The organism is Nocardioides marinus (assembly GCF_013408145.1).
Classification (GTDB): domain Bacteria; phylum Actinomycetota; class Actinomycetes; order Propionibacteriales; family Nocardioidaceae; genus Nocardioides; species Nocardioides marinus.
In genome coordinates this window covers 3,003,793-3,024,705 of the sequence record NZ_JACBZI010000001.1, presented here as the reverse complement: position 1 = coordinate 3,024,705, position 20,913 = coordinate 3,003,793, and the positions used below count along the sequence as shown (strand labels likewise).

At 74.8% G+C, this 20,913-nt stretch carries 17 protein-coding genes; 9 read left to right on the top strand and 8 right to left on the bottom strand.

Features of this window, described 5'->3' with window-relative positions; genetic code table 11:
• Nucleotides 1-18 precede the first annotated feature (18 nt).
• The 4 genes from BKA05_RS14360 to BKA05_RS14345 all read right to left on the bottom strand — a co-directional run bounded on the left by BKA05_RS14360 (nt 19) and on the right by BKA05_RS14345 (nt 6,399).
• Nucleotides 19-930, bottom strand: coding sequence for an oxygenase MpaB family protein (locus tag BKA05_RS14360; protein WP_343045690.1), 912 nt, complete (start codon nt 928-930; stop codon nt 19-21).
• 62 nt (nt 931-992) lie between these two features.
• Nucleotides 993-2,192, bottom strand: coding sequence for a phosphoglycerate dehydrogenase (gene serA, locus BKA05_RS14355; RefSeq protein ID WP_179532031.1), 1,200 nt, complete (start codon nt 2,190-2,192; stop codon nt 993-995).
• A 151-nt stretch (nt 2,193-2,343) separates the two neighbouring features.
• A complete protein-coding gene (locus BKA05_RS14350) occupies nt 2,344-3,993 on the bottom strand; it encodes a DNA repair helicase XPB (protein ID WP_179532030.1) in 1,650 nt (549 codons plus the stop codon).
• 150 nt (nt 3,994-4,143) lie between these two features.
• Nucleotides 4,144-6,399: a helicase-associated domain-containing protein gene (locus BKA05_RS14345; protein ID WP_179532029.1), complete on the bottom strand. Its 2,256-nt coding sequence runs from the start codon at nt 6,397-6,399 to the stop codon at nt 4,144-4,146.
• A gap of 39 nt (nt 6,400-6,438) precedes the next feature.
• Here BKA05_RS14345 and BKA05_RS14340 point away from each other — a divergent pair, with 39 nt between their 5' ends.
• The 5 genes from BKA05_RS14340 (at nt 6,439) to BKA05_RS14320 (ending at nt 12,775) form a co-directional block, all read left to right on the top strand.
• On the top strand, nt 6,439-7,293 hold the full coding sequence (locus BKA05_RS14340; protein WP_179532028.1) for a PP2C family protein-serine/threonine phosphatase: 855 nt from the start codon (nt 6,439-6,441) through the stop codon (nt 7,291-7,293).
• Entirely contained in the window at nt 7,290-8,414 is a 1,125-nt protein-coding gene (locus BKA05_RS20365; protein ID WP_179532027.1) for an FHA domain-containing protein, read from the top strand. The genes BKA05_RS14340 and BKA05_RS20365 overlap by 4 nt, the downstream gene beginning before the upstream one ends.
• A complete protein-coding gene (locus BKA05_RS14330) occupies nt 8,411-9,562 on the top strand; it encodes an RDD family protein (protein ID WP_179532026.1) in 1,152 nt (383 codons plus the stop codon). Before BKA05_RS20365 ends, BKA05_RS14330 begins: the two co-directional genes overlap by 4 nt.
• 223 nt (nt 9,563-9,785) lie before the next feature.
• A complete protein-coding gene (locus tag BKA05_RS14325) occupies nt 9,786-12,161 on the top strand; it encodes an immune inhibitor A domain-containing protein (protein ID WP_218842419.1) in 2,376 nt (791 codons plus the stop codon).
• Between the two features lie 170 nt (nt 12,162-12,331).
• Nucleotides 12,332-12,775: an SRPBCC family protein gene (locus BKA05_RS14320; protein ID WP_179532025.1), complete on the top strand. Its 444-nt coding sequence runs from the start codon at nt 12,332-12,334 to the stop codon at nt 12,773-12,775.
• 236 nt (nt 12,776-13,011) lie between these two features.
• Here BKA05_RS14320 and BKA05_RS14315 read toward each other — a convergent pair whose 3' ends face one another.
• Nucleotides 13,012-15,144 carry a S8 family serine peptidase gene (locus tag BKA05_RS14315; protein ID WP_179532024.1) on the bottom strand — a complete coding sequence of 711 codons (2,133 nt, stop codon included), beginning with the start codon at nt 15,142-15,144 and terminating at the stop codon, nt 13,012-13,014.
• A gap of 149 nt (nt 15,145-15,293) precedes the next feature.
• Between BKA05_RS14315 and BKA05_RS14310 the strand changes: the two genes are divergently transcribed.
• From BKA05_RS14310 to BKA05_RS14300, 3 genes are all read left to right on the top strand, one after another.
• On the top strand, nt 15,294-15,938 hold the full coding sequence (locus tag BKA05_RS14310; protein WP_343045689.1) for an HAD family hydrolase: 645 nt from the start codon (nt 15,294-15,296) through the stop codon (nt 15,936-15,938).
• Complete coding sequence (locus tag BKA05_RS14305; RefSeq protein ID WP_343045688.1) at nt 15,935-16,675, top strand: M50 family metallopeptidase; 741 nt, start codon at nt 15,935-15,937, stop codon at nt 16,673-16,675. The genes BKA05_RS14310 and BKA05_RS14305 overlap by 4 nt, the downstream gene beginning before the upstream one ends.
• Before the next feature lie 114 nt (nt 16,676-16,789).
• On the top strand, nt 16,790-17,185 hold the full coding sequence (locus BKA05_RS14300; RefSeq protein WP_179532023.1) for a cold shock domain-containing protein: 396 nt from the start codon (nt 16,790-16,792) through the stop codon (nt 17,183-17,185).
• A 124-nt stretch (nt 17,186-17,309) separates the two neighbouring features.
• Here BKA05_RS14300 and BKA05_RS14295 read toward each other — a convergent pair whose 3' ends face one another.
• Entirely contained in the window at nt 17,310-18,812 is a 1,503-nt protein-coding gene (locus BKA05_RS14295; RefSeq protein WP_179532022.1) for an MFS transporter, read from the bottom strand.
• A gap of 135 nt (nt 18,813-18,947) precedes the next feature.
• Between BKA05_RS14295 and BKA05_RS14290 the strand changes: the two genes are divergently transcribed.
• Nucleotides 18,948-19,727, top strand: coding sequence for a DUF3027 domain-containing protein (locus BKA05_RS14290; protein WP_179532021.1), 780 nt, complete (start codon nt 18,948-18,950; stop codon nt 19,725-19,727).
• Between the two features lie 225 nt (nt 19,728-19,952).
• Here BKA05_RS14290 and BKA05_RS14285 read toward each other — a convergent pair whose 3' ends face one another.
• Both BKA05_RS14285 and BKA05_RS14280 read right to left on the bottom strand, forming a co-directional pair.
• Nucleotides 19,953-20,612 (bottom strand): methyltransferase domain-containing protein, encoded by a 660-nt coding sequence (locus BKA05_RS14285; RefSeq protein ID WP_218842417.1) that lies wholly within the window; start codon nt 20,610-20,612, stop codon nt 19,953-19,955.
• A complete protein-coding gene (locus BKA05_RS14280; protein ID WP_343045687.1) occupies nt 20,609-20,899 on the bottom strand; it encodes a DUF2530 domain-containing protein in 291 nt (96 codons plus the stop codon). The genes BKA05_RS14285 and BKA05_RS14280 overlap by 4 nt, the downstream gene beginning before the upstream one ends.
• Nucleotides 20,900-20,913: the final 14 nt, after the last annotated feature.

The window sequence follows — 20,913 nt, the reverse complement described above, 5'->3', positions numbered from 1 at the left end:
CCGGGCGAACCGCCCAGACTAGGACGCGGTCGCCTCGTCCTCCACCGGATTCCCGGCCGGCCGAGCCGCCCGGGGCCCCGGGCCCTGGGCACTCATCGCCCAGCGGATCGTGCCGGTCGCGGCGCCGCCGAGCGCGCGGACCACGGTGCGCTCGGCGACCGGCAGCAGCGGCAGCCGCAGCGGGAGCCGGCTCCACGCGGGCATCAGCCCGACGGCCGCGGCCACGAGGACGGCGTACGCGGGGCGGGCGAGCAGGGGGATCGGCGGTCGCAGCACGACGTAGCGCACGGCCTCGCGCGCCTCGGGGGTGCCGCGCAGCTCGGGACGGTAGGAGGCCAGCGCCTCCTCCAGCCCGGCCTCGGTCGTCGGCGGGTCGAGGACCCCGAGACGGCGCCCGATCTCGGCGATCTGGGCGACGTACTCGTCGCGCCCCGCCTGGTCGAGAGGCCGTGCGCCGTAGGTCTGGTGGGCCAGCAGGAACGAGTGCGCCTCGGCCACGTGCACCCACCGCAGCAGGTGCGGGTCGGAGGCGGCGTACGGAGTGCCGTCGGGCATCGTGCCCGTGACCCGCTCGTGGATCCGGCGTACGGCGGAGCAGGCCGCCTCCGCGTCCTCGGCGTGCCCGAAGGTCGTCACCGCCAAGAAGGTGCTGGTGCGTGCGAGGCGACCGAGCATGTCCCCGCGGAACCCGCTGTGCTCGGAGACCGCCCGCATCGCCGCCGGGTGCAGGGTCTGCAGCAGCAGGGCGCGGATGCCGCCCACGAACATGGCGGCGTCGCCGTGCACCCGCGCGATCGCGCTGTCGGGCGCGAACCACCGCGGCCCCGGGCGCCCGTGGATGCGCTCGCGCTGCCGCGGCCCCTCCGGGCCGGCCACCCGCGCGAACACCGCCGCGCCCAGCCGCTCCCGCGTGGTGTCGATCAGGCTCACGTCCCGAGACTAGGTCCCACCCTCAAGGCCGAACCGTCGCTCGCGCCCGGCCGAGGGGTCGATCAGGCCTCGAAGCCGCGCACCCACAGGCAGTGCTCGGAGCCGCCGAGCGTGGTGAGGACGTCCTGGGGGAGCGGGCCGTCGACGTCGGTGACGACGTAGCCCTGCTCGCCGGTGGTGGCGAGGTACTGCCCGGTGACGTTGACACCGGAGTCGGCGACCAGCTGGTTGACCTCGGCGAGGACGCCGGGGACGTTGTGGTGGAGGTAGCCGACCCGGGTGCCGGACTGCAGCTGCGGCGCGATGACGGCCGGCAGGTTCACCGACAGTTCGGTGCGGCCCTCGTGGGCGAAGCCGGCGAGCTTGTTGGCCACGAAGTGGCCGATCTCCTCCTGCGCCTCCTGGGTGGAGCCGCCGACGTGCGGGGTGAGGATGACGTTGTCGAGGCCGCGCAGCGGCGACTCGAACTCGTCGCCCTGCGCCTTCGGCTCGACCGGGAACACGTCGAGCGCGGCGCCGGCGATGTGGCCCGACAAGATGTGCTCGCGCAGCGACTCGGTGTCGACCACCATGCCGCGGGCGGCGTTGATGAACAACGAGCGCGGCTTCATCTTCGCGAACTGCTCGGCGCCGAAGAGGCCGGCGTTGCCCGGGCGCCCGTCGACGTGCAGCGACACGACGTCGGCGCGCTCGAGCAGCTCGTCGAGGGTCTTCATCCGCTGCGCGTTGCCGTGGGCGAGGCGGTCGGCGGTGTCGAAGAAGATCACCCGCAGGCCCATCGCCTCGGCGAGGTTGGACAGCTGGGTGCCGATGTTGCCGTAGCCCACGATGCCCAGCGTGCGGCCGCGGATCTCGTGGCTGCCCTTGGCCGACTTGTCCCAGACCCCGGCGTGCATCTTCTCGGTCTTCTCGGCCAGCCGGCGCGCGAGCATGATGATCTCGCCGATCACCAGCTCCACGACGCTGCGGGTGTTGGAGAACGGCGCGTTGAAGACGGCGATGCCGCGCGCGGCCGCGGCCGCCAGGTCGACCTGGTTGGTGCCGATGCAGAAGCAGCCGACGGCCAGCAGGTCCGGCGCCTCCTCCAGCACGCGCTCGGTGACGTTGGTGTTGGAGCGGATGCCCAGCAGGCTCACGCCGGGCAGCTTCTCCAGGAGCTCGGCCTCGGACAGGGAGCCGGGGAGCAGCTCGACCTCGAAGCCGCGGTCGGTGAGGACCTCGACGGCCAGCGGGTGGATGTTCTCGAGCAGCAGCGCCTTCACTCGTCCCAGGGTAGGGGCGTGGCCCGGCCCGACCGAACCGACGTCGTACGCCGGACAGCTGGTGTGGCTCAGCGCACGAGGTCGCGCGGGCGGCCCGGGACGTCATGCGCCACGCGGCAGCGGACGTCCCGTCCGTATGACGTCCCCGGGTTCAGGCCTCCAGGGTGGAGACGTCCTCGGCATCCACGATCCGGTAGGCGTAGCCCTGCTCGGCCAGGAAGCGTTGGCGGTTCTGGGCGAAGTCGGCGTCGACGGTGTCGCGGGAGACGATCGTGTAGAAGCGGGCGACCTTGCCGTCGTGCCCGGGGCGCAGCAGGCGGCCCAGGCGCTGGGCCTCCTCCTGGCGCGACCCGAAGGAGCCGGAGACCTGGATGGCGACCTCGGCGTCGGGCAGGTCGATGGAGAAGTTCGCGACCTTGGAGACCACGAGGGTGCGGACCTCCCCGGTGCGGAACGCCTCGAAGAGCCGCTGGCGCTCCTTCACGGTCGTCTCGCCCTTGATCACCGGGGCGTCGAGGGCATCGGCGAGCTCGTCGAGCTGGTCGATGTACTGCCCGATCACCAGGGTCGGCTGCCCCGCGTGCCGGGCCATCAGCGACTTCACGACGTCGACCTTGCGGTGCGTGCAGGACGCCAGGCGGTAGCGCTCCTCGGGCTCGGCGGTCGCGTAGGCCAGCCGCTCGCCCTCGGGCAGGGTCACCCGCACCTCGACGCAGTCGGCCGGGGCGATCCATCCCTGGGACTCGATGTCTTTCCAGGGGGCGTCGTACCTCTTGGGGCCGATCAGGGAGAACACGTCGCCCTCGCGGCCGTCTTCGCGCACCAGGGTCGCGGTGAGACCGATCCGGCGGCGCGCCTGCAGGTCGGCGGTCATCCGGAAGATCGGCGCCGGCAGCAGGTGCACCTCGTCGTAGACGATGAGGCCCCAGTCGCGGGCGTCGAGCAGCTCCAGGTGCGGGTAGACGCCCTTCCGCTTCATCGTCAGGACCTGGTACGTCGCGATGGTGACCGGCCGGATCTCCTTGACGGCCCCGGAGTACTCCCCGATCTCCTCCTCGGTCAGCGACGTCCGGCGCACCAGCTCGTCCTTCCACTGCCGGGCGCTGACGGTGTTGGTGACGAGGATCAGCGTGGTGGCCCGGGCGTGGGCCATCGCAGCCGCCCCGACCAGCGTCTTGCCGGCGCCGCAGGGCAGCACCACGACGCCCGACCCGCCGTGCCAGAACGAGTCGGCGGCGTCGCGCTGGTAGTCGCGCAGCTCCCACCCGGACTCGTCGAGGTCGATCGGGTGCGCCTCGCCGTCGACGTACCCGGCGTAGTCCTCGGCGGGCCAGCCGAGCTTCAGCAGCGCCTGCTTGAGGTTGCCGCGCTCGGAGGGGTGCACGGCGACGGTGTCGTCGTCGATGCGGGCGCCGAGCATCCCGGCGATCTTCTTGGCCCGCAGCACCTCCTCGAGGACCGGTCGGTCGCTGGAGGCCAGCGTCAGCCCGTGGGTGGGGTGCTTCTCCAGGCGCAGCCGCCCGTAGCGCGCCATCGTCTCCGCGACGTCGACGAGCAGGGAGTGGGGCACGGCGTAGCGGCTGTACTCCAGCAGCGTGTCCACCACCTGCTCCGCGTCGTGCCCGGCCGCGCGGGCGTTCCACAGCCCCAGCGGGGTCAGTCGGTAGGTGTGGACGTGCTCGGGGGAGCGCTCGAGCTCGGCGAACGGCGCAATCGCCTTGCGGCAGTCGGCAGCGCGGTCGTGGTCGATCTCGAGCAGGAGCGTCTTGTCCGACTGGACGATGAGGGGGCCGTCGGTCACCGGACAAGCGTACGGAGTGGGTGGGTGCCGGGCAGATTCACCACCCGGGTGGTGAAACTGCCCACTGGTCTCATGAAACTGGCGCTTGTCGACCGGAACTTCGGTCGCCAAGCGCCTGTTTCACCACCCGGGTGGTGAAACAGGTCTGGCTCACCCCACCGCCCGCACGCTCGTGATCCGGTGCACCGCGAACACCCTCGTGTCGTCGGCCCGGTGGTCGTGGGCGGTGAGCCGCCCGCCCTCGAGGCCGATCGGGTCGACGACGCGGTCGGAGCGGGAGCCGTGATTGTCGACGTACCCGATCACCACCGACGCCTGCTGCTCGATCGCCTCCCGCAGCGCCGCCAGCGAGCCCGAGGGGGTCAGGGAGGGGGCGTCGGCGGGACGGGTGGAGGCCACCCGGTCCCCGGCGCGTACGGCGGTGACGACCGCCGCGACCCCGGCCGTCTCCCGGGCCGACCGGGCCGCGGTCGGCCGCCGGTCGCGCGGGACCCGGGCCCGCAGCTGGTCGGGTCGGGCGACGCGGACCGTGCCGTCGGGCGCCTCGACCACCGGGGCTGCCCCGAGGTCGCGCAGCCGTGGCAGGAGCACGTCGAGGGGGGTGTCGGAGATCAGCACGGTGGGGGCGATGCGCCGCAGCCCCAGCGACCGGGCCTGCGGGTGGTGCAGGATCGCGGCGAGCGCGGACTCGTCGTCGGCGCGCAGGAACGCCTCCGCGTGACCGACGCGCACCGCACCGAAGGTCCGCGCGGTGTCGTCGACGAGGTAGGTCAGCGGCTGCGGCACGGGCGTGCGCGAGACCTCGTCGAGGAAGTCGTGGACCTCGACCGCCGTCCACCCCAGGTCGAGCGCGCGACGCACCGAGCCGGGGGTGAACCGGTAGACCGTCGCGCCGCCGCGCGACTCGACCTCGGCCAGCACCTGCAGCCGCCGCGCCAGCGAGGACTCCAGCGGCCCGGGTGCCACCGCGGTGAGGTCGGCCTGGACCAGCACGTGGTCGACGGGCGCGGGCAGCAGCGGCTCGAGCAGCGCGGCGGCGTCGTCGCCCGCCACCAGCGCCCGGGAGTACGACGCCAGCCCGCCGAGCCCGGTGACCCCGAGCGCCGCGGCCTCCTCGACCGCCCACAGCACCTGGTCGCCCCGCGTGCGTGGCCGGCGGGGCCGCAGCCAGCCCACGCGCGCGACCACGCCCGGGACACCCGTGCCGGTGGCCAGCACCTCGCCCGCGGGCAGCCCGCCGACCACCTCGAGCACGAGCCGGCGGGTCTCCACCTGGTGGATGCCGGTGAGCTCGGGGACCAGGGCGTTCCAGGTCTTGCCGGCCGGGTCGCGGCGGCCCACCAGGCCGGGGAGGCGGGGCGAGTCGAGCCAGGCCCGGGCCAGCACCTGCCAGCGCTCGGCGGCGGGCCGGGTCGCCCAGCGGTCCAGCTCGTCGGTGGGCAGCCAGGCCGGGTCGCCGTCCGGGCCGGCGCCGGTGGCGAGCAGCCCGGCGGCGTACGCGGTCTCGATGAGCAGTGCCGTCGCGGCCTCGTCCACCTGCAGCAGCGCGGAGGCGGCCTTGAGGTCGCGCACGCCCAGCCCACCGCTGCGCAGCACCCCGGGCGGTCGGGTGCCCCAGTGGTCCAGCAGCAGCTCCACCCGGCGTACCGCCTCGAACGCCGCGCCCGCCGCCACCTTGTCGACCAGCGCCGCGTCCCGCGGCGAGGTCGGGACCTCGGGAGCCACGTCGACGGGCTGGGTGGTGGTGCGGCCACCGCGCAGGACGAGCCCCACCTCGCCGGGCAGCACCACCGACCCGCCGCCGCGCGGCACCAGCAGCCGCCGGGCCAGCAGCTCCTCGGGCGGGGTACGGGCCTCCTCGGGCAGCACGGTGTGTCGCGAGGCGCCGGTCGTGGCCTCGCCACCGTGCTCCAGCACGTGCTCGAGGAGGGTGCGGGCCTCGGGGGAGACCTCCGAGAGCCGCTGCGCCACCTCGTCGGGCGGGGTCGGCTCGGCCGAGCGGGTCCGCAGCCCGCTGACGCCCGCGTCGGGCCCGCCGACGAGCAGGTCGGCGATGCCCGAGAGCGCCCGCAGCCCGGTCGGCGACTCCCACACCAGCGCCAGGTCGCGCAGCCGCGTCAGCGCGGCGTCGGTGCCGGCGGGTTCGGCGTGCACCAGCGTGGACAGCTCCCGTGGAGTGGTTTGGCCCGCGACGACCAGGGCATCTAGGACGGAGAGCTCGACCCGCGACAGCTGGTCGAGCGCACGCATGAGCGAAGCACGGGTGGCGGCCCGCGAGGCCAGCTGCCCCGAGTCCTGAGGGGCAGGAGTGGCCAGATCCGGACGCGCGAGCAGCAGGCGCGACAGCTGCTGGTCCGACCACGCACGCAGCTGGTCGGCCAACGAGCGGTATCCCTCCTGCGCCATCCCTCCCACGCTACCGGCCACCGGCCAGCGGCTCGGCGCATGACCGGGGTACGGCTGCAGCACGGTGCCCGCACCGACGTCGGTCGGGTGCGTGAGGTCAACGAGGACGCCTACCTCGCCGAGCCGCCGGTCTTCGTCGTCGCCGACGGGATGGGCGGGCACGAGGGAGGGGACGTCGCCAGCGCGATCGTGGTGGAGGAGTTCGCCGGGCTCGCCGCGCGCGGCTACGACCCGGTGCACGCCGCCGACGCGGTCGTGGAGGTGCTGGAGTCGTGCCGGCGCCGGATCGCGACGTACGCCGAGGAGCAGCGCGCCGCCGGCGTCGGGCCGCTCCAGGCCGGCACCACCGCGGTCGCCGCCGTCCTCGCCCAGCACGAGGGCGCACCGGCCTGGCTGCTGGCCAACCTCGGCGACTCCCGCGCCTACCGGGTCGAGGGCGGGTCGCTGGAGCAGGTGACGGTGGACCACTCGGTCGTCCAGGAGCTCGTCGACACCGGGCTCATCACCGAGGCCGCCGCCGCGGAGCACCCCGAGCGGCACGTGATCACCCGCTCCCTCGGCGGCAACCAGCGCTCCGAGCCCGACCTGTTCGTCCTGCCGCTCGCCGCGGCGCCCCGCCTCGTGCTCTGCAGCGACGGCATCTCGGGGATGCTCGACCACGAGCAGATGCGCGGGGTGCTCGCCGCCGCCGCAGACCCCGGCCGTGCCGCCGAGGCGCTGCTGGCCGCGGCCCTCGATGCCGGCGGGCGTGACAACGCCACGGTCGTCGTGGTCGACGCGCTCACCGACCCCGACCCCGACCCCGACACCGCTGCCGCTGCCGACACCGCTGCCGTGGGGGCCGAGACCCCCATCGACGTCGACCTCGAGCAGCGCCTGGGGGTGCTCCCGTGACCGACCACGCTCCGACGACCCGCTCCTACGTGCCGGGGGAGTGGTACGTCGTGCTGGGCGCCGACCTGGTCCTGGCCCTCCCCCCGGACCGCCGCGACCTCGCCGCGTCGGCCTGGGCGCTCGTCGACGCCGGCGCGGGGGCCGACGAGGTCCTCGACCTGGTGCTGGCCGCGGGGCTCTCCGACCTCGCCGGCCTGGCCCTGGTGAGCACCGAGGAGCGGCGTACCCGTGCCGTGGTGCGGGGTCGCGCGGTCTGCCTGCTCGATGCCGACGGCGAGGAGACGGTGGCCGACGGCCGCAGCGTCACCACGTGGGCGGAGGCCGGCGCCGACGACGTCCGGGCGATCAGCCTCGAGCTGGGCTCCGCGGCCACCGGCGCGACCCTGGAGGTCGGCGACGGGCTGGTTCGCGCCGCACGCATCCTCTGGCCCGCCGAGCCCGCCCTCGCGGCTGGTCCGGTGGCGGCCGCGGCCGGGCACGGGGTCCCCGTGCCGGTGGTCGACTCCTCGCCGCTGCTCCGGCACCTCGCGGCCGCCGAGGACCAGGGCGACGAGTCCCCGGCCGAGACGCCGGCCGAGACCCCTGCCTGGACCCCGGCCGAGACCCCTGCCGAGACCCCTGCCGAGACCCCGGCCGAGACCCCTGCCTGGACCCCCGCCGCCGACGACCACGACGGCCGCACGCAGGACGGTTCGTGGAGCGCCGAGGAGTTCCTGCGGGCGCCCGCGGGCATCCCGGGTCAGCCACCGGCCCCGGACGTGACGGCCGCCCCGGTGGCGGTGCTGCGGATCTCCGACGGCCAGCGCGTCGACGTCGACCGGGTCGTGATCCTCGGCCGGGCCCCCGAGGCGCGCCGGTTCACCGCGACCCAGCATCCCCGGCTGGTCGCCGTCCCCAGTCCGCAGCAGGAGATCTCCTCCACCCACCTCGAGGTCCGCCCCGGGTCCGGGGCCGACCACGGCAGCGCCGTCGTGACCGACCTCGGCTCCACCAACGGCACGCTCCTCACCCAGCCCGGGTTGCCGCAGGAGCCGCTGCGGCCCGGCATCCCGGTCCAGCTCCTCCCCGGTGCGGTGATCGACCTGGGCGACGGCCTCACGATCACGGTGGACCGCCCGTGAGCACCACCGCGCCACCGGTCCCGGGCTCCTCCCCGCCCGCCCGGGCCCCCCGCGGACCCGAGGGCCTGCGTCCCGCCGACCTCGAGCGGCGGCTGCACGCCTACGCACTGGACCGGGTCCTCGGCTGGGGGCTGCCCGTCGGCCTGGCCTGGCTGCTGGTCGCCTCCGATCAGGCTGCCTGGCTCGTCCTCTCGGCGCCCCTCGCCCTGGCCGTCGTCCTCGTCGCCGGCGGGGCCGCCCTCCTCGCGGCCCGGGGTGCCACGCCCGGCATGGCGGCGCTCGGGCTGCGCGTGGAGCCGGTCGACGGCGCGCTGTCGTTCGCCGCCGCCGTACGTCGTCAGGCCGTCCTCGCCCTCGCCGGGCCCCCGACCTTCGGGCTGGGCCTGGCCACCCTGGCCTGGACCGCTGCCGCCGACGGCTCGGGTCGTCGCCGGGGCTGGCACGACGAGGTCGCCGGGACCCAGGTCGTCGACGTCCGGCCCGTCGCTGCGCCCGAGACCGCCCCGGAGCGCCCGCAGCCGATGGTCAACCTCACCGCCATGCGGCTGGTGCCGCCGGAGCCGGCGCCCGCGACCCCGCGCCCCGCCACCGGCACCCCCGACGGCCAGTCGGGCGCTTCCGTCAGGCCGCAGGTACCCCAGGCACCCGAGGCACCCGCGCGTCCCGACGGGCCGGCGCCGGGTCGCCGCCGCGCCGACGTCCCGCCGGCCACCCGAGGCCCCGCCATCCCACCCGCCACCCCACCCGCCACCCCACCGACCGTCCCCCCGGCCACGCCGCCGACCGCGGCACCGCCCCCGCCGGCGGTCGCGACACCGCGCTGGCGTGCCACCGCGGACACCGGCGAGCGGGTCGTGGTGCGCGGAGTCACCCTCCTGGGCCGCGGACCGCAGGCCCGACCGGGGGAGCAGGTCGCCGACCTGGTCGCCCTCGCCTCGCCGGACATGTCGGTCTCCAAGACCCACGCCCAGCTGTCCCTCGGCGAGGACGGCTCGTTGGTCGTGATGGACCGGGGCTCGACCAACGGCTCGGTGCTCATCCGCCAAGGCGTCCCGCGGCACCTCTCGCCCGGCCGTCCCGTCACCCTGCTGGCTGGTGACGTGCTGCGGCTCGGCGACCGGGTCCTGGAGATCGAGCAGGTCGGCTGACCCCCGGAGCCGGCTCCGGGGGAGGGGGCCTGGTGGGCACGAGGCCGGCCGTGGGGACAGGTCAGCAGTCGGTCACGAAGAGGTAACGATGCCTGCTCGCCCTTCCCCTGGGGGTATTGCGTGTTGTCGTCTCTCCCCATCCCCCACGCGCTCGGAAACGGTGCGGGAGGGCTCGGGCTCCCGCACGTCGCGCGAGCCTGTTCTCGGTTAAGGGAGGAAGCAGTTGAGCAGGAAGAAGCTCGCCACCATCGCGAGCTCCTCGCTCGTCGCCGCCGCCCTGGCGATGCCGCTGACCGCGGCCCCGTCGGGTGCAGCACCCCAGGCGACCGGCGAGGGCACTCACGACGCCCCGCGTGTCAGCGACTCGTTGAGCATGCCGTGGCAGGACAAGTACGCCGACCTCCGTCGCCAGGCCGTGGAGCAGCGCCTGCGCAACGGCGGCAAGGGTGGGCCCGTCGAGCGGGTCAGCAAGGACGCCTACGCGCGGGTCACCCAGAAGGGCACGGACAAGATCTTCGTGGTGCTCGCCGAGTTCGGTGACACCGTGCACTCGGCGTACCCCGCCGGGGAGTCCGACGCCCAGCGTGACGACGGCCCGCTGCACAACGAGATCCCGAAGCCCGACCGCAGCGAGGACAACTCCACGCTGTGGGAGAAGGACTACGACCAGTCCTACTTCGAGAACATGTACTTCAACCGGATGAAGTCGTTCTACGAGGAGCAGTCCAGCGGCACCTACTCCATCGACGGCGACGTCACCGAGTGGGTCAAGGTCCCGTTCAACCAGGCGCGCTACGGCCGCGACCTGTGCGGCGACATCAGCTGCAACAACACCTGGTTCCTGATCCGCGACGCGCTGTCGGTCTGGACCCAGGAGAAGCTCGACGCCGGCTGGACGATGACCCAGGTCCGCGAGTACCTCAAGACCTTCGACGTCCAGGACCGCTACGACTTCGACGGCGACGGTGACTTCAACGAGCCCGACGGCTACATCGACCACTTCCAGGTCGTGCACGCCGGTGGCGACCAGGCCGACGGTGACCCGATCTACGGCGGCGACGCCATCTGGAGCCACCGCTGGTACGCCGGTGTCCAGCCCTACGGCACCGGCCCCGAGGGCGGCGCGCCGTTCGGCGGCGTCGACATCGGTGAGGGCGGCACGTCCGACGCCAACGGCTCGGCCGTGGAGCTGCCCGACAACCCGACCGGCGTGTGGGTCGGTGACTACACCATCCAGCCCGAGAACGGCGGCCTGTCGGTCTTCGCCCACGAGTTCGGCCACGACCTGGGTCTGCCCGACCTCTACGACACCTCCGGCAACACCGGCGGTGCGGAGAACTCCACCGGCTTCTGGTCGCTGATGTCGCAGTCGCGCGGCACCGCGAAGAAGGACAAGGGCATCGGCGACCGCCCGATGCCGTTCGGTGCCTGGGAGAAGTTCCAGCTCGGCTGGCTCGACTACGACGTGGCCCGAGCGGGCCGCTCCTCCAAGCACTGGATCCGCCCCGGCCAGTCCACCAAGGGCAAGGAGCACAACGCCCTGATGGTGCTGCTCCCGGACAAGGAGGTCACCACCGAGCTCGGCGACCCGTGCGCCACCTGCGGTGACTCCTACTACTTCTCCGGCTCGGGCAACGAGCTCGACAACACGATGTCCCGCGGGGTCGACGGCGGCGGCGAGCTGACCGCCAAGGCCCGGTGGAGCATCGAGGACGGCTGGGACTACGCCTTCCTCCAGGCCACCACCGACGGCCAGACCTGGGAGAACGTCCCGACCGACCGGTCCTACGAGGGCGCCGACGAGGGTGGGGCCAACCCCGACCAGACCGGTATCTCCGGCAGCAGTGGCGGCTGGGTCGACCTCACCGCCACCGTCCCGGCCGAGGCCGTGGGCATCCGCTTCCGCTACCTCACCGACGCCGCGGTCTCGCTGCCCGGCTTCCAGGTCGACGAGGTCGCCCTGGACGGCACCCCCATCGGCTCCGCCGAGGGCGGCGCGGACGGCTGGAGCCTCGACGGCTTCACCACCACGACCGGCACGATGGTCTCCGAGCACGTCAACGCCTACATCGTCGACAACCGGCAGTACGTCGGTCGCGACCGGCTCCTCAAGCACGTCTACCACTTCGGCAACATCGCCGAGGAGCCCGACCGGGTCGACTTCTACCAGCAGGGTGCGGGCGCGCTCATCAGCTACTGGGACACCTCCTACGACGACAACAACGTCGGGGACCACCCCGGTGGCGGCCTGATCCTGCCCGTCGACGCGCACCCGGAGTTCGTGCACACCCCGGACGGCAACCTCGCCCGGCCCCGCACGTCCTCCTTCGACGCCGCGTTCGGCCTGGACCGCAAGAAGAGCCAGGAGATCGACTGGCTGGGGGACCCCTTCGAGCTGCCGAAGATCCGACCGGTCAGCACCTTCGACGACACCCTCGACTGGTGGTACGCCGGCGACGAGCACGGCACCGACTCCCACCCGGGTCGCTACCAGCAGGGCTGGAGCTCGGTCGACGTCCCGAAGACCGGCACGACCATCACGGTCAAGAAGGTCAAGAAGAACGGCGTCATGGTCATCAAGGTCGGCACCTCCTCCTGAGGTCCGATCCACGCTGAGCCGCCCGCGGCCCAGCACCACGCGGAGCCCCGTCGACCCCCGGGTCGGCGGGGCTCCGTCGTACGTCGGAGGCGGCAGTGCCTCCGCCCGGGTGTGCCCGCTCGGGTGAGACCCCTGGCGCGGAGGCGGCCGAACGCATAGGTTCGCGCGCCATGGACGCTGCTCCCGCCTTCCGCCACGTCGAGACCCTCCAGACCACTGCGTCCCCCGAGCGCATCTGGGCCCTGTGGAGCAACACCGCGACCTGGCCCACCTGGGACCCGCCCGTGGAGAAGGTGGTCCTGGACGGGCCCTTCCGGGTCGGCACCACCGGGCACATGGTGATGGCGGGCGGCTTCGAGATGCCCTTCGAGCTCGAGGTCGTCCACCCCGACGAGCGCTACCTCGACGTGCTGCGGATGGGCGAGCTCGAGATCCGCGTCGACCACGTCGTCGAGGCGACCGACGGCGGGTCGCTGGTCACGGTCACCACCGAGGTCACCGGCCCCGGTGCCGACGGCGTGGGCGCCATGGTCACCGCGGACGCCCCCACCGCCCTGGCGGCGCTGGTCGCCCAGGCCGAGGCCGAGCCGGAGCCGCTCCCGGTCATCCCCTGACCCGACCCACCCGGGGCACCCGCGCTCGGCCGACCACCTCGAGGTGAGACCGGACCGGCGGCGGGAGACGCGCGGGGTGCGGTGACGCGGACGACGGAGCCCACCCCCGGCGGAGGGTGGATGGGCCTGGCCCCCCTGGAGCGACGAAGGAGCGGAAGGGGTGGTTCCCCTCCGCCGGGGGTGGGCTCTGGCGGGAGCGTCTCCGCACCCCACCCACCTGCCGCCGGTCCGTACCGTCAGCGAGTGACCAGCAGCGGCAGCCGGGTGCGGGTGCCGGCCCCGCCCCGCAGCAGCACCGCGCCGTCCTCCTGGGTGCCCTCGCCACGGGTGACGCGGACGGTGATCCGGGCGCTCTCCCCGGGGCCCAGCCGCACGGCGGCCGGGGTGACGCTCACGTCGTGCCGGTCGAAGCCGACGGCGGAGGTGGAGAAGTAGCGGGCCCGCCGTCCGACGTTGGTGACCGTGCGGGTCAGCGTGCCCTCCCCGCGCACCACGAGAGCGGGGGTGTTCAGGCCCAGTCGCTCGCCGTCGAGCCAGTCGCGGTAGTCGGTCGGGTCTACCCCCAGCACCAGCCCGGGGGAGTCGACGGCCTGCACGCGGACGCGTCCGGCGCCGGCGTCCAGCACGCCGGCCGGCAGCGGCTCGGCAGTGGTGACCATGGCGCTGCGGGTGGCCGCGGCGCTCCAGCCGCGCTCGGCGCGCAGCCGTGCGGCGGTGCCGCTCACCCAGGCCGCCGCGGCGGAGGTGCCCCCGAGGAACTGCCAGCCCTGGCCGCCGGGCACCGCCCCGAGGACGCCGTCGCCGGGGGCGACCACGTCCGGCTTGGGGTACGCCGCTGCCGGGCTGCCCGTGCTGGACCACTCCAGCACGCGGGGGACCGCGCGGGTCACGGGGCGGGCCGAGAGGATCACCCGGCCGCGCGGGTGGCTCGCGGCCCACGACATCAGGCGACGACCGTCGTCGGCTCCCAGGTGGACGGTGGGCACCGCGTGCAGGTCGGCGGAGAGGTCGCCGGCGCCGGTGTTGACCAGGACCATGCCGACGCCGTCGGCCTCGGCGACGGTCTGGGACTTGTCGACGCGACCGACACCTCCGCGCTCGCACAGCACGACCCGCTCGGCGACGACGGAGGTGTCCAGGGAGCCGGGCTCGCAGCGGCGGGCGGCGGCCCGGGAGGCACCGCGGGCGGCGGCGTCCGCGGCGCGGACGACCCGGGCACGCACGGGCTCGCCGGGGGAGCTCATCGCGCCGAGGAGCCGGGTGCCGCCGCCGAGGCGGACCTCGCCCCGTCGGACCGTGCCGGTGCCGGCCCCGACGGTCGTGACCCAGGGCGAGGAGTGGGCGGTGCCGCCCACGGCGTCCCCGCCGGCGGCGGCCACGACCACGACGTCGGCCTCGGCGGCGCCGAGCAGGGCCAGCTCGACGGTGTCGAGGGTCGGCGGGCCGGCCACGGACAGGTTGAGGACGTCGACGCCGTCGGCGACGGCGCGGTCGATCGCGGCGACGAGGTCGGCGGTCGAGCAGCCGTCGTCGGCGGGGTCGGGCGCGGTCCAGCAGGCCTTGTAGACCGCCACCTGGGCGTCGGGGGCGATCCCGGCGTACCGGCCGATCTCGTTGCCGCGCACCCGGACGGGGACGTCGGCGTTGCCGGCGGCGATGGAGGCGACCTGGGTGCCGTGGCCGACGTCGTCGACGGGGGCGAGCGTGGCGCGGCTGGCGAGTCGGTCGACGCCGAAGCCGGCGACGAACCAGTGGCCGGCGACGACCTTGTCGGTGCACCAGCCGGGGCCCCACGCGGGCTCGGGCATGCAGGAGGGGGCGCGGTCCCGGGCTCCACGGCTGACGCGCGCGGTGGCCGAGAAGAGCGGGGTGTCGGGGTCCAGCCCGGTGTCGACCAGCCCGACCACGACCCCCTGGCCGCCGCGGCGGGCGCCGCCGGGGCTCAGCCTGGCCGGGTCGTCCGCGAGGTCGCGACCGGCCAGCCGGCGGACCTGCGCCTCCTCGACGAGGGCGACACCCGGCGCGGTGACCAGGTCGCGGGCCTCGGCGGCGGTCAGCCGCAGCGCGAGGCCGTTGAGCGCGGTGGAGTAGCGGTAGACCGGCTGCGTCGCTCCGACGCGGGCCAGCAGCGCCTCCTGCTCGGCGCGGATCCGCCAGCGCGCGATCTCGGTGGCCGGCCCGGGAGGGGCGGCGGCCAGGCCGGGGCCGTCCATCGTCACGAGGTAGAGCTCGGTCGCCCCGGCGGCGCTCGCCTGCGGCGCGGTGAGCGCGACGGGGAGGGCCAACGACGCCACGGCGGTGGCCAGCCCCATGGACGCGGCCGTGAGGGCAGCACGCAGCCGTCGGTGGCGGCTGCGGCTGGTGGACACGGTGGACCTCGTCGTACGTCGGGCGCGGTGGGGTCGGCGGCGTCGCGCGGACGCCGGACTCACCATTGTGACCGATGTGGCGGACGAGGGCAGCCGGACGGGGGAAGGCGGCGGTCCCGGGGCAGCCGGAGCGCCCCTAGGCTCGGCGCGTGAGCCAGCAGCCGCCCCGCCCGACCGGTCCCGTCGTGGGCTTCGACCTCGACATGACGCTGATCGACACCGCCCCCGGCTTCGGCGAGGTCCTGCGGGTCCTGGGCCGCGAGCTGGGGGTCGACTTCCCGGTGGAGCAGATGACCGAGCGGCTGGGTCCTCCGCTGGAGCACCTGCTGGCCGACCACCTGCGGGCCGAGGAGATCGGTCCGGCGGGGGACCGGTTCCGGGCGCTCTACCCCGCGCACGCCATCGTCCCGGTGCCGACGCTGCCGGGGGCGCACGAGGCGGTGGGTGCCGTGCGGCGCCACGGGGGGAGGGTCCTGGTCGTCACCGGCAAGTACGCCCCGAACGCCAGGCTGCACCTGGACCACCTCGGCCTCGAGGTGGACCGGCTGGAGGGTTGGGTCTGGGGCACCGGCAAGGCCGAGGTGCTGCGCGAGGAGGGAGCCGGCGTCTACGTCGGCGACCACGTGCACGACGTCGAGGGCGCCCGTGCGGCCGGGGCGCTGAGCGTCTCGGTGCTGACCGGCGGCTGCGGGCGCGCGGAGCTGCTCGACGCCGGCACCGACGTCGTGCTGACCTCGCTGCACGAGTTCCCCGACTGGCTCGACGACCACCTCGCCGAGCGACCCGCCTCGTGAGGACGCTCGCGGCGGGGCTGGAGAGCGGCTGGGACCGCGTGTGGTCCGACCTCACCTCCCGCCAGGCGCTGCCGGACCCCGCGGTCGTGCTGGGTGCCGGGGCCGTCGCGCTGGCCCTGGTCCTGTGGCCGGGGACCTGGCCGCGGGTGCGGCTGCTCGTCACGGTGGTGCACGAGGCCGGTCACGCGCTGGTGGCGCTGGGGGTGGGGCGCCGGCTGCAGGGCATCCGGCTGCACTCCGACACCAGCGGCGTGACGGTCTCCCGCGGCCGGCCCAGCGGCCCGGGCATGGTGGCGATGCTCGCGGCCGGCTACCTCGCGCCGGCGCTGGTGGGACTGGGGGCGGCCCTGCTGCTCGCCGACGGCCGGGCCCTGCTGCTGCTGTGGTCGCTGTCCGTGCTGCTCCTGCTGGTCCTGCTGTGGATCCGCAACGGCTTCGGCCTGCTGGTGGTCGTGGTCGTGCTCGCCGGGACCGTCGCCGTCACCTGGTACGCCGATGCCCGCGCGCAGTCCGCGCTGGCACTGCTGCTCGCGTGGCTGCTCCTGCTCGCCGCGCCCCGGCCGCTTCTCGAGCTGCTGGTGGCCGGCCGCGCCGGACGCCGCGGCTCCGACCCCGACCAGCTGGCGCGGCTGACGCGGGTCCCGTCGGTGCTGTGGACCCTGGTGCTGCTTGCGGCCAACGTCAGCGGGCTGGTCGTCGGGGTCTCGACGCTGGCGCCCGACCTGCTCTCCGGGTGACCCTCCGCTGACCGTCCGGCGGATCCCGATGGCCCCGCGCTTGCCGGGCTGCATATCCTTGCCCGGCTCCGGCACACGCCGGTGGCTCCCGACCCCGACCGAGGAACGAGTGCAGTGCCGACTGGCAAGGTGAAGTGGTACGACGCCGAGAAGGGCTTCGGCTTCCTGTCCCAGGAGTCCGGGCCCGACGTCTACGTGCGCGCCGAGGCGCTGCCCGAGGGCACGACCGCGCTGAAGCCGGGGACCAAGGTCGAGTTCGGCATCGCCCAGGGCCGCCGCGGCGACCAGGCGCTGCAGGTGCGCATCCTCGACGCCCCCGCCTCGGTGAGCCGCAACCGCGCCGAGGCGAAGCGGAAGTCGCCCGACGCGATGGTCACCATCGTCGAGGACGTCATCCGCCTCCTCGACTCGACCTCCGAGGCCTACCGCCACGGCCGGCACCCCGACAAGGCGGCCGGCAAGCAGACCGCCAAGGTGCTCCGCGCCCTCGCCGACGAGCTCGACTCCTAGTCCGGCGCCCCCGCGCGCTGCAGTCCGACCGCGGGCTGGTCTCGTGGAGCTGCCGCTGGTCGACCGGAGTTCCGTGAGGCAGGGGCCGGTTCCACCACCAGGGTGGTGACACCGGACAGCCCGCTCAGCTGGCGACCGGCACCGGCATCGACCGCCTGCTGGCCAGCACGAACACCGACCACGCGGCGAGCACGGCGAAGGCGACCCCGAGCCCGAGCCGGGGCGGGTCCAGGGGCAGCGCGATGCCCACGAAGCCGCCGATGACCCACGCCAGCTGCAGGGTCGTGTCCGAGCGCGCGAACGCCGAGGCCTGGACCCCGGTCGGCACGTCACGCTGGATGGTGGCGTCGAGGCAGAACTTCGCCAGGGACTGCGACAGCCCGGCCACCAGGCCGAGCAGCACCAGCGGCAGCACGCCGTAGAAGAGCGTCGCGACGAGCGCCAGGGCGGCGTCGGCGAGCAGCGCGAGCACGACCGTCACCGACGGGTTGATCCGGCGCAGCAGCGAGGCCATGGCGACACCGAGCCCGTTGCCGGCACCGGCGGCACCGACGACGAGCGCGATCAGCACCTCGGGGGAGAGCCCCGACTCGGGCGGGTTCTCGCGGAGCAGGAAGGCCATGAACATCAGCAGGAACCCGCTCATCCACCGCGGCCCGCAGTTGGCCCGCAGGGCGAACGCGACGGCCCGCGGGATCCGGGTCCGCGGGCGGCGGCCCGGGCGCCGCAGGGTCTCGCCCATCAGCACGAGCTCGCCCTCACCCACCGACGAGTCGACCTTCTCCGGCAGCCGGATCGCGCAGACGACGGCGACGACGAACAGCAGGAACGCGTAGCGCAGCGACCACTCCGACCCGGCCAGCGAGGCCAGCCCGGCGATCGGTGCGGACACCGACGCCCCCACGATGCCGGCCAGGGAGACGCGCCCGTTGGCCTTGACCAGGGTGAACCCCTCGGGCAGCAGACGCGGCACCGCCGCGGCCCGGGTCACGCCGTAGGCCTTCGAGGAGACCAGCACCCCGAGGGCGGCGGCGAACAGCCACGGCGAGTCGCCCTCCGCGATGGCGCCGGCCAGCGCCCACACCAGGAACGCCCGCAGGGCCATCGTCGCCCCGATCGCCCAGCGGCGACCGTGGGAGAAGCGGTCGAGGAACGGCCCGATCAGCGGCGCGACGATCGCGAACGGCAGCATCGTCAGGCCCAGGAACAGCGCCACCTGGCCGCGCGCCTCGCCCGAGGGCACCTGGAAGAACAGGCTGCCCGCCAGCGAGATCGCGACGGCCGCGTCGCCGGCGGTGTTGAAGAAGTGCAGGTAGATCAGCCGGTTCAGCCCGGAGTCCTCGGCGCCCTGGGCGCCGGCGGCGCGCCGCGCCTGGCTGCCGACGTACGCCGTCGCCCGGCCCGTCGCCCGGGCGAACCCGGCCGCACCGCGCCCGGTCGCCCGCGCACCCGTGCCCAGCCCGCGCCCGACCGCCCTGGCGCGGCTGCCCGAGCCGGCACCCGATCCTGCCCCTGATCCGGCCCCGGGGGTGCCTCCCGGGGCACCTCCCCGGGTGCCCGTGGAGGTGCCACCTCCGCCGCCCGCGGAGGACGCGGCGCCGGGCTGGTCCTCGGACGGCGTCGTCATGCGCCCCATCCTGCCTGGTGACCCCGAGCAGGTCGGGTGAGGGACACGAGGTCCGGGGCCGTGCCGGCGGCGACGGCGACCCGATGCGCGGGGCGACCTGACACGGGCACGGCCGAGGAGGCATGATTGCCCGCCGTGACGACCATCGCCCGTGCCAAGCCCGACCGTGCCACGGTCGCGGCCGTCGACGTCGCACGCGACGCCCTGATCGCCGACGTCGACGACCCGCGTGACGTCGGCGAGCACCTCGGCCACGACGTCGAGGGCGAGCGGGTGGTCACCCACCGCTTCGCCTGCACCCGCAAGGGCTACGTCGGCTGGCACTGGTGCGTGACCCTGGTGCGCGCGCCTCGGCAGAAGCACGTGACCGTCGCCGAGACGGTGCTGCTGCCCGGCGAGGAGGCGATCGTCGCCCCCGAGTGGGTGCCCTACCGCGAGCGCATCCGCCCCGGCGACCTCTCCCCGGGGGACCTGCTGCCGGTCGCCGACGACGACCCTCGCCTGGTGCCCACCTACTCCTTCGGCGACGACCCGCTCGACGCCGACGACAAGGCGCAGATCCGCCAGGTCGCCAAGGACCTCGGCCTCGGCCGCTCGCGCACGCTCTCCCCGGAGGGCCGCGACCTCGCCGCCCAGCGGTGGTACGACGGCGACGGCGGCCCCGGTGCGCCGATCGCCCAGTCGGCGCCCGACCAGTGCACGTCGTGCGGCTTCCTCATGCGCATCGCCGGCCCGCTGGCCGAGACCTTCGGCGTGTGCGCCAACGGCGACGCCAACGACGACGGCCGGATCGTCTCCTTCGACCACGGCTGCGGTGCCCACTCCGAGGTCCGGCTGGCCAAGAAGCACGAGCCGCAGCCGCTCCCGGAGCCGGTGGTCGACGACCTCGACGCCAGCCTCATCGAGACGTTCTGACGCGGACGCGCCAGCGGACGCGTCGATGGTGGTCGAGCGCGCGACCCGCGTGTCGAGACCCGGCGACCTCGGTCGCCGACCTGGACCCACCGCTGGTCGAGCAGCGAGCGCCAGCGAGCGGGCGTCGAGACCCGGCGACCTCGGTCGCCGACCTGGACCCACCGCTGGTCGAGCAGCGAGCGCCAGCGAGCGGGCGTCGAGACCCGGCGACCTCGGTCGCCGGCCTCAGCTGAAGGCGTGCCCGAAGTCGGTCGGCGGGGGACCTGCGTGGGAGGCCGACAGCACCCACACGGCGTACTCCTCGTTCGCGGGGTGCAGCTCGTAGGACCCGAACCGCGCGTCGACCCGCAGCCCGGACGCCTCGGCGTCGGCGACGAACTCCTCGGCGGGGTAGGACCGCGCGTGCGCCGGTGCCCCGACGAGGTGGAAGCCGAGCAGCACCCGCCCGCCGGGGGCCAGGCGCGAGCGCAGCAGCGAGAGCACGCGGCGCTCGGTGCCCTCGGCGAGGAACACCATGACGTTCCCGACGACGACGACCAGGTCGAACTGCGCGGGCCGGTCCCCGAGCAGCGCGTCGTCGAGCCCGAGCACGTCGCTGTGCAGGACGTCGATGCCCGGGTAGGTGGCCCGTGCCTGCTCGACCAGCGCGAGGTCGGGCTCGACGCCGACCACCGTGTGGCCGCGCGCGGACAAAGCGGCGGTGACCCGGCCCATGCCGGCGCCGACGTCCAGCACCCGGGCGCCGCGCGGCAGCAGCGTGTCGGCGAGGCGGGCCTCGCCGTCGACGTCCTGGCCGCTGGCCACGAGCTCGCCGAACTTGCGGCCGAAGCCCTGCGCCGCGGCGGGTCCGGCCTGCTCCCACCGGGTGGGCGGCAGGGTGCTCACACGCCGTCCTCGCGCATCCGGTCGCGGGCGCGCCGGCGCCGCCGGCAGTACTCCACGCCGAACAGGCCGAGGGCGAAGCCGGTCAGGCACATCCATAGCCACCAGGTGCGCCCGTTCTCCTGCAGCGAGCCGTAGAACGGGAGCAGCGCCAAGAAGCCCAGCAGGAACAGCCCCGACCCCACCGAGACGGTGCGCACGCCGTCGACGTCGAGCGGGTCGACGTCGGCCACCAGGAAGGTGCGGTTGCCGATCTCGTGCTGGGTCGGCTGCTCGTCGCGCAGGTCCACGAGCGCGACTGTAG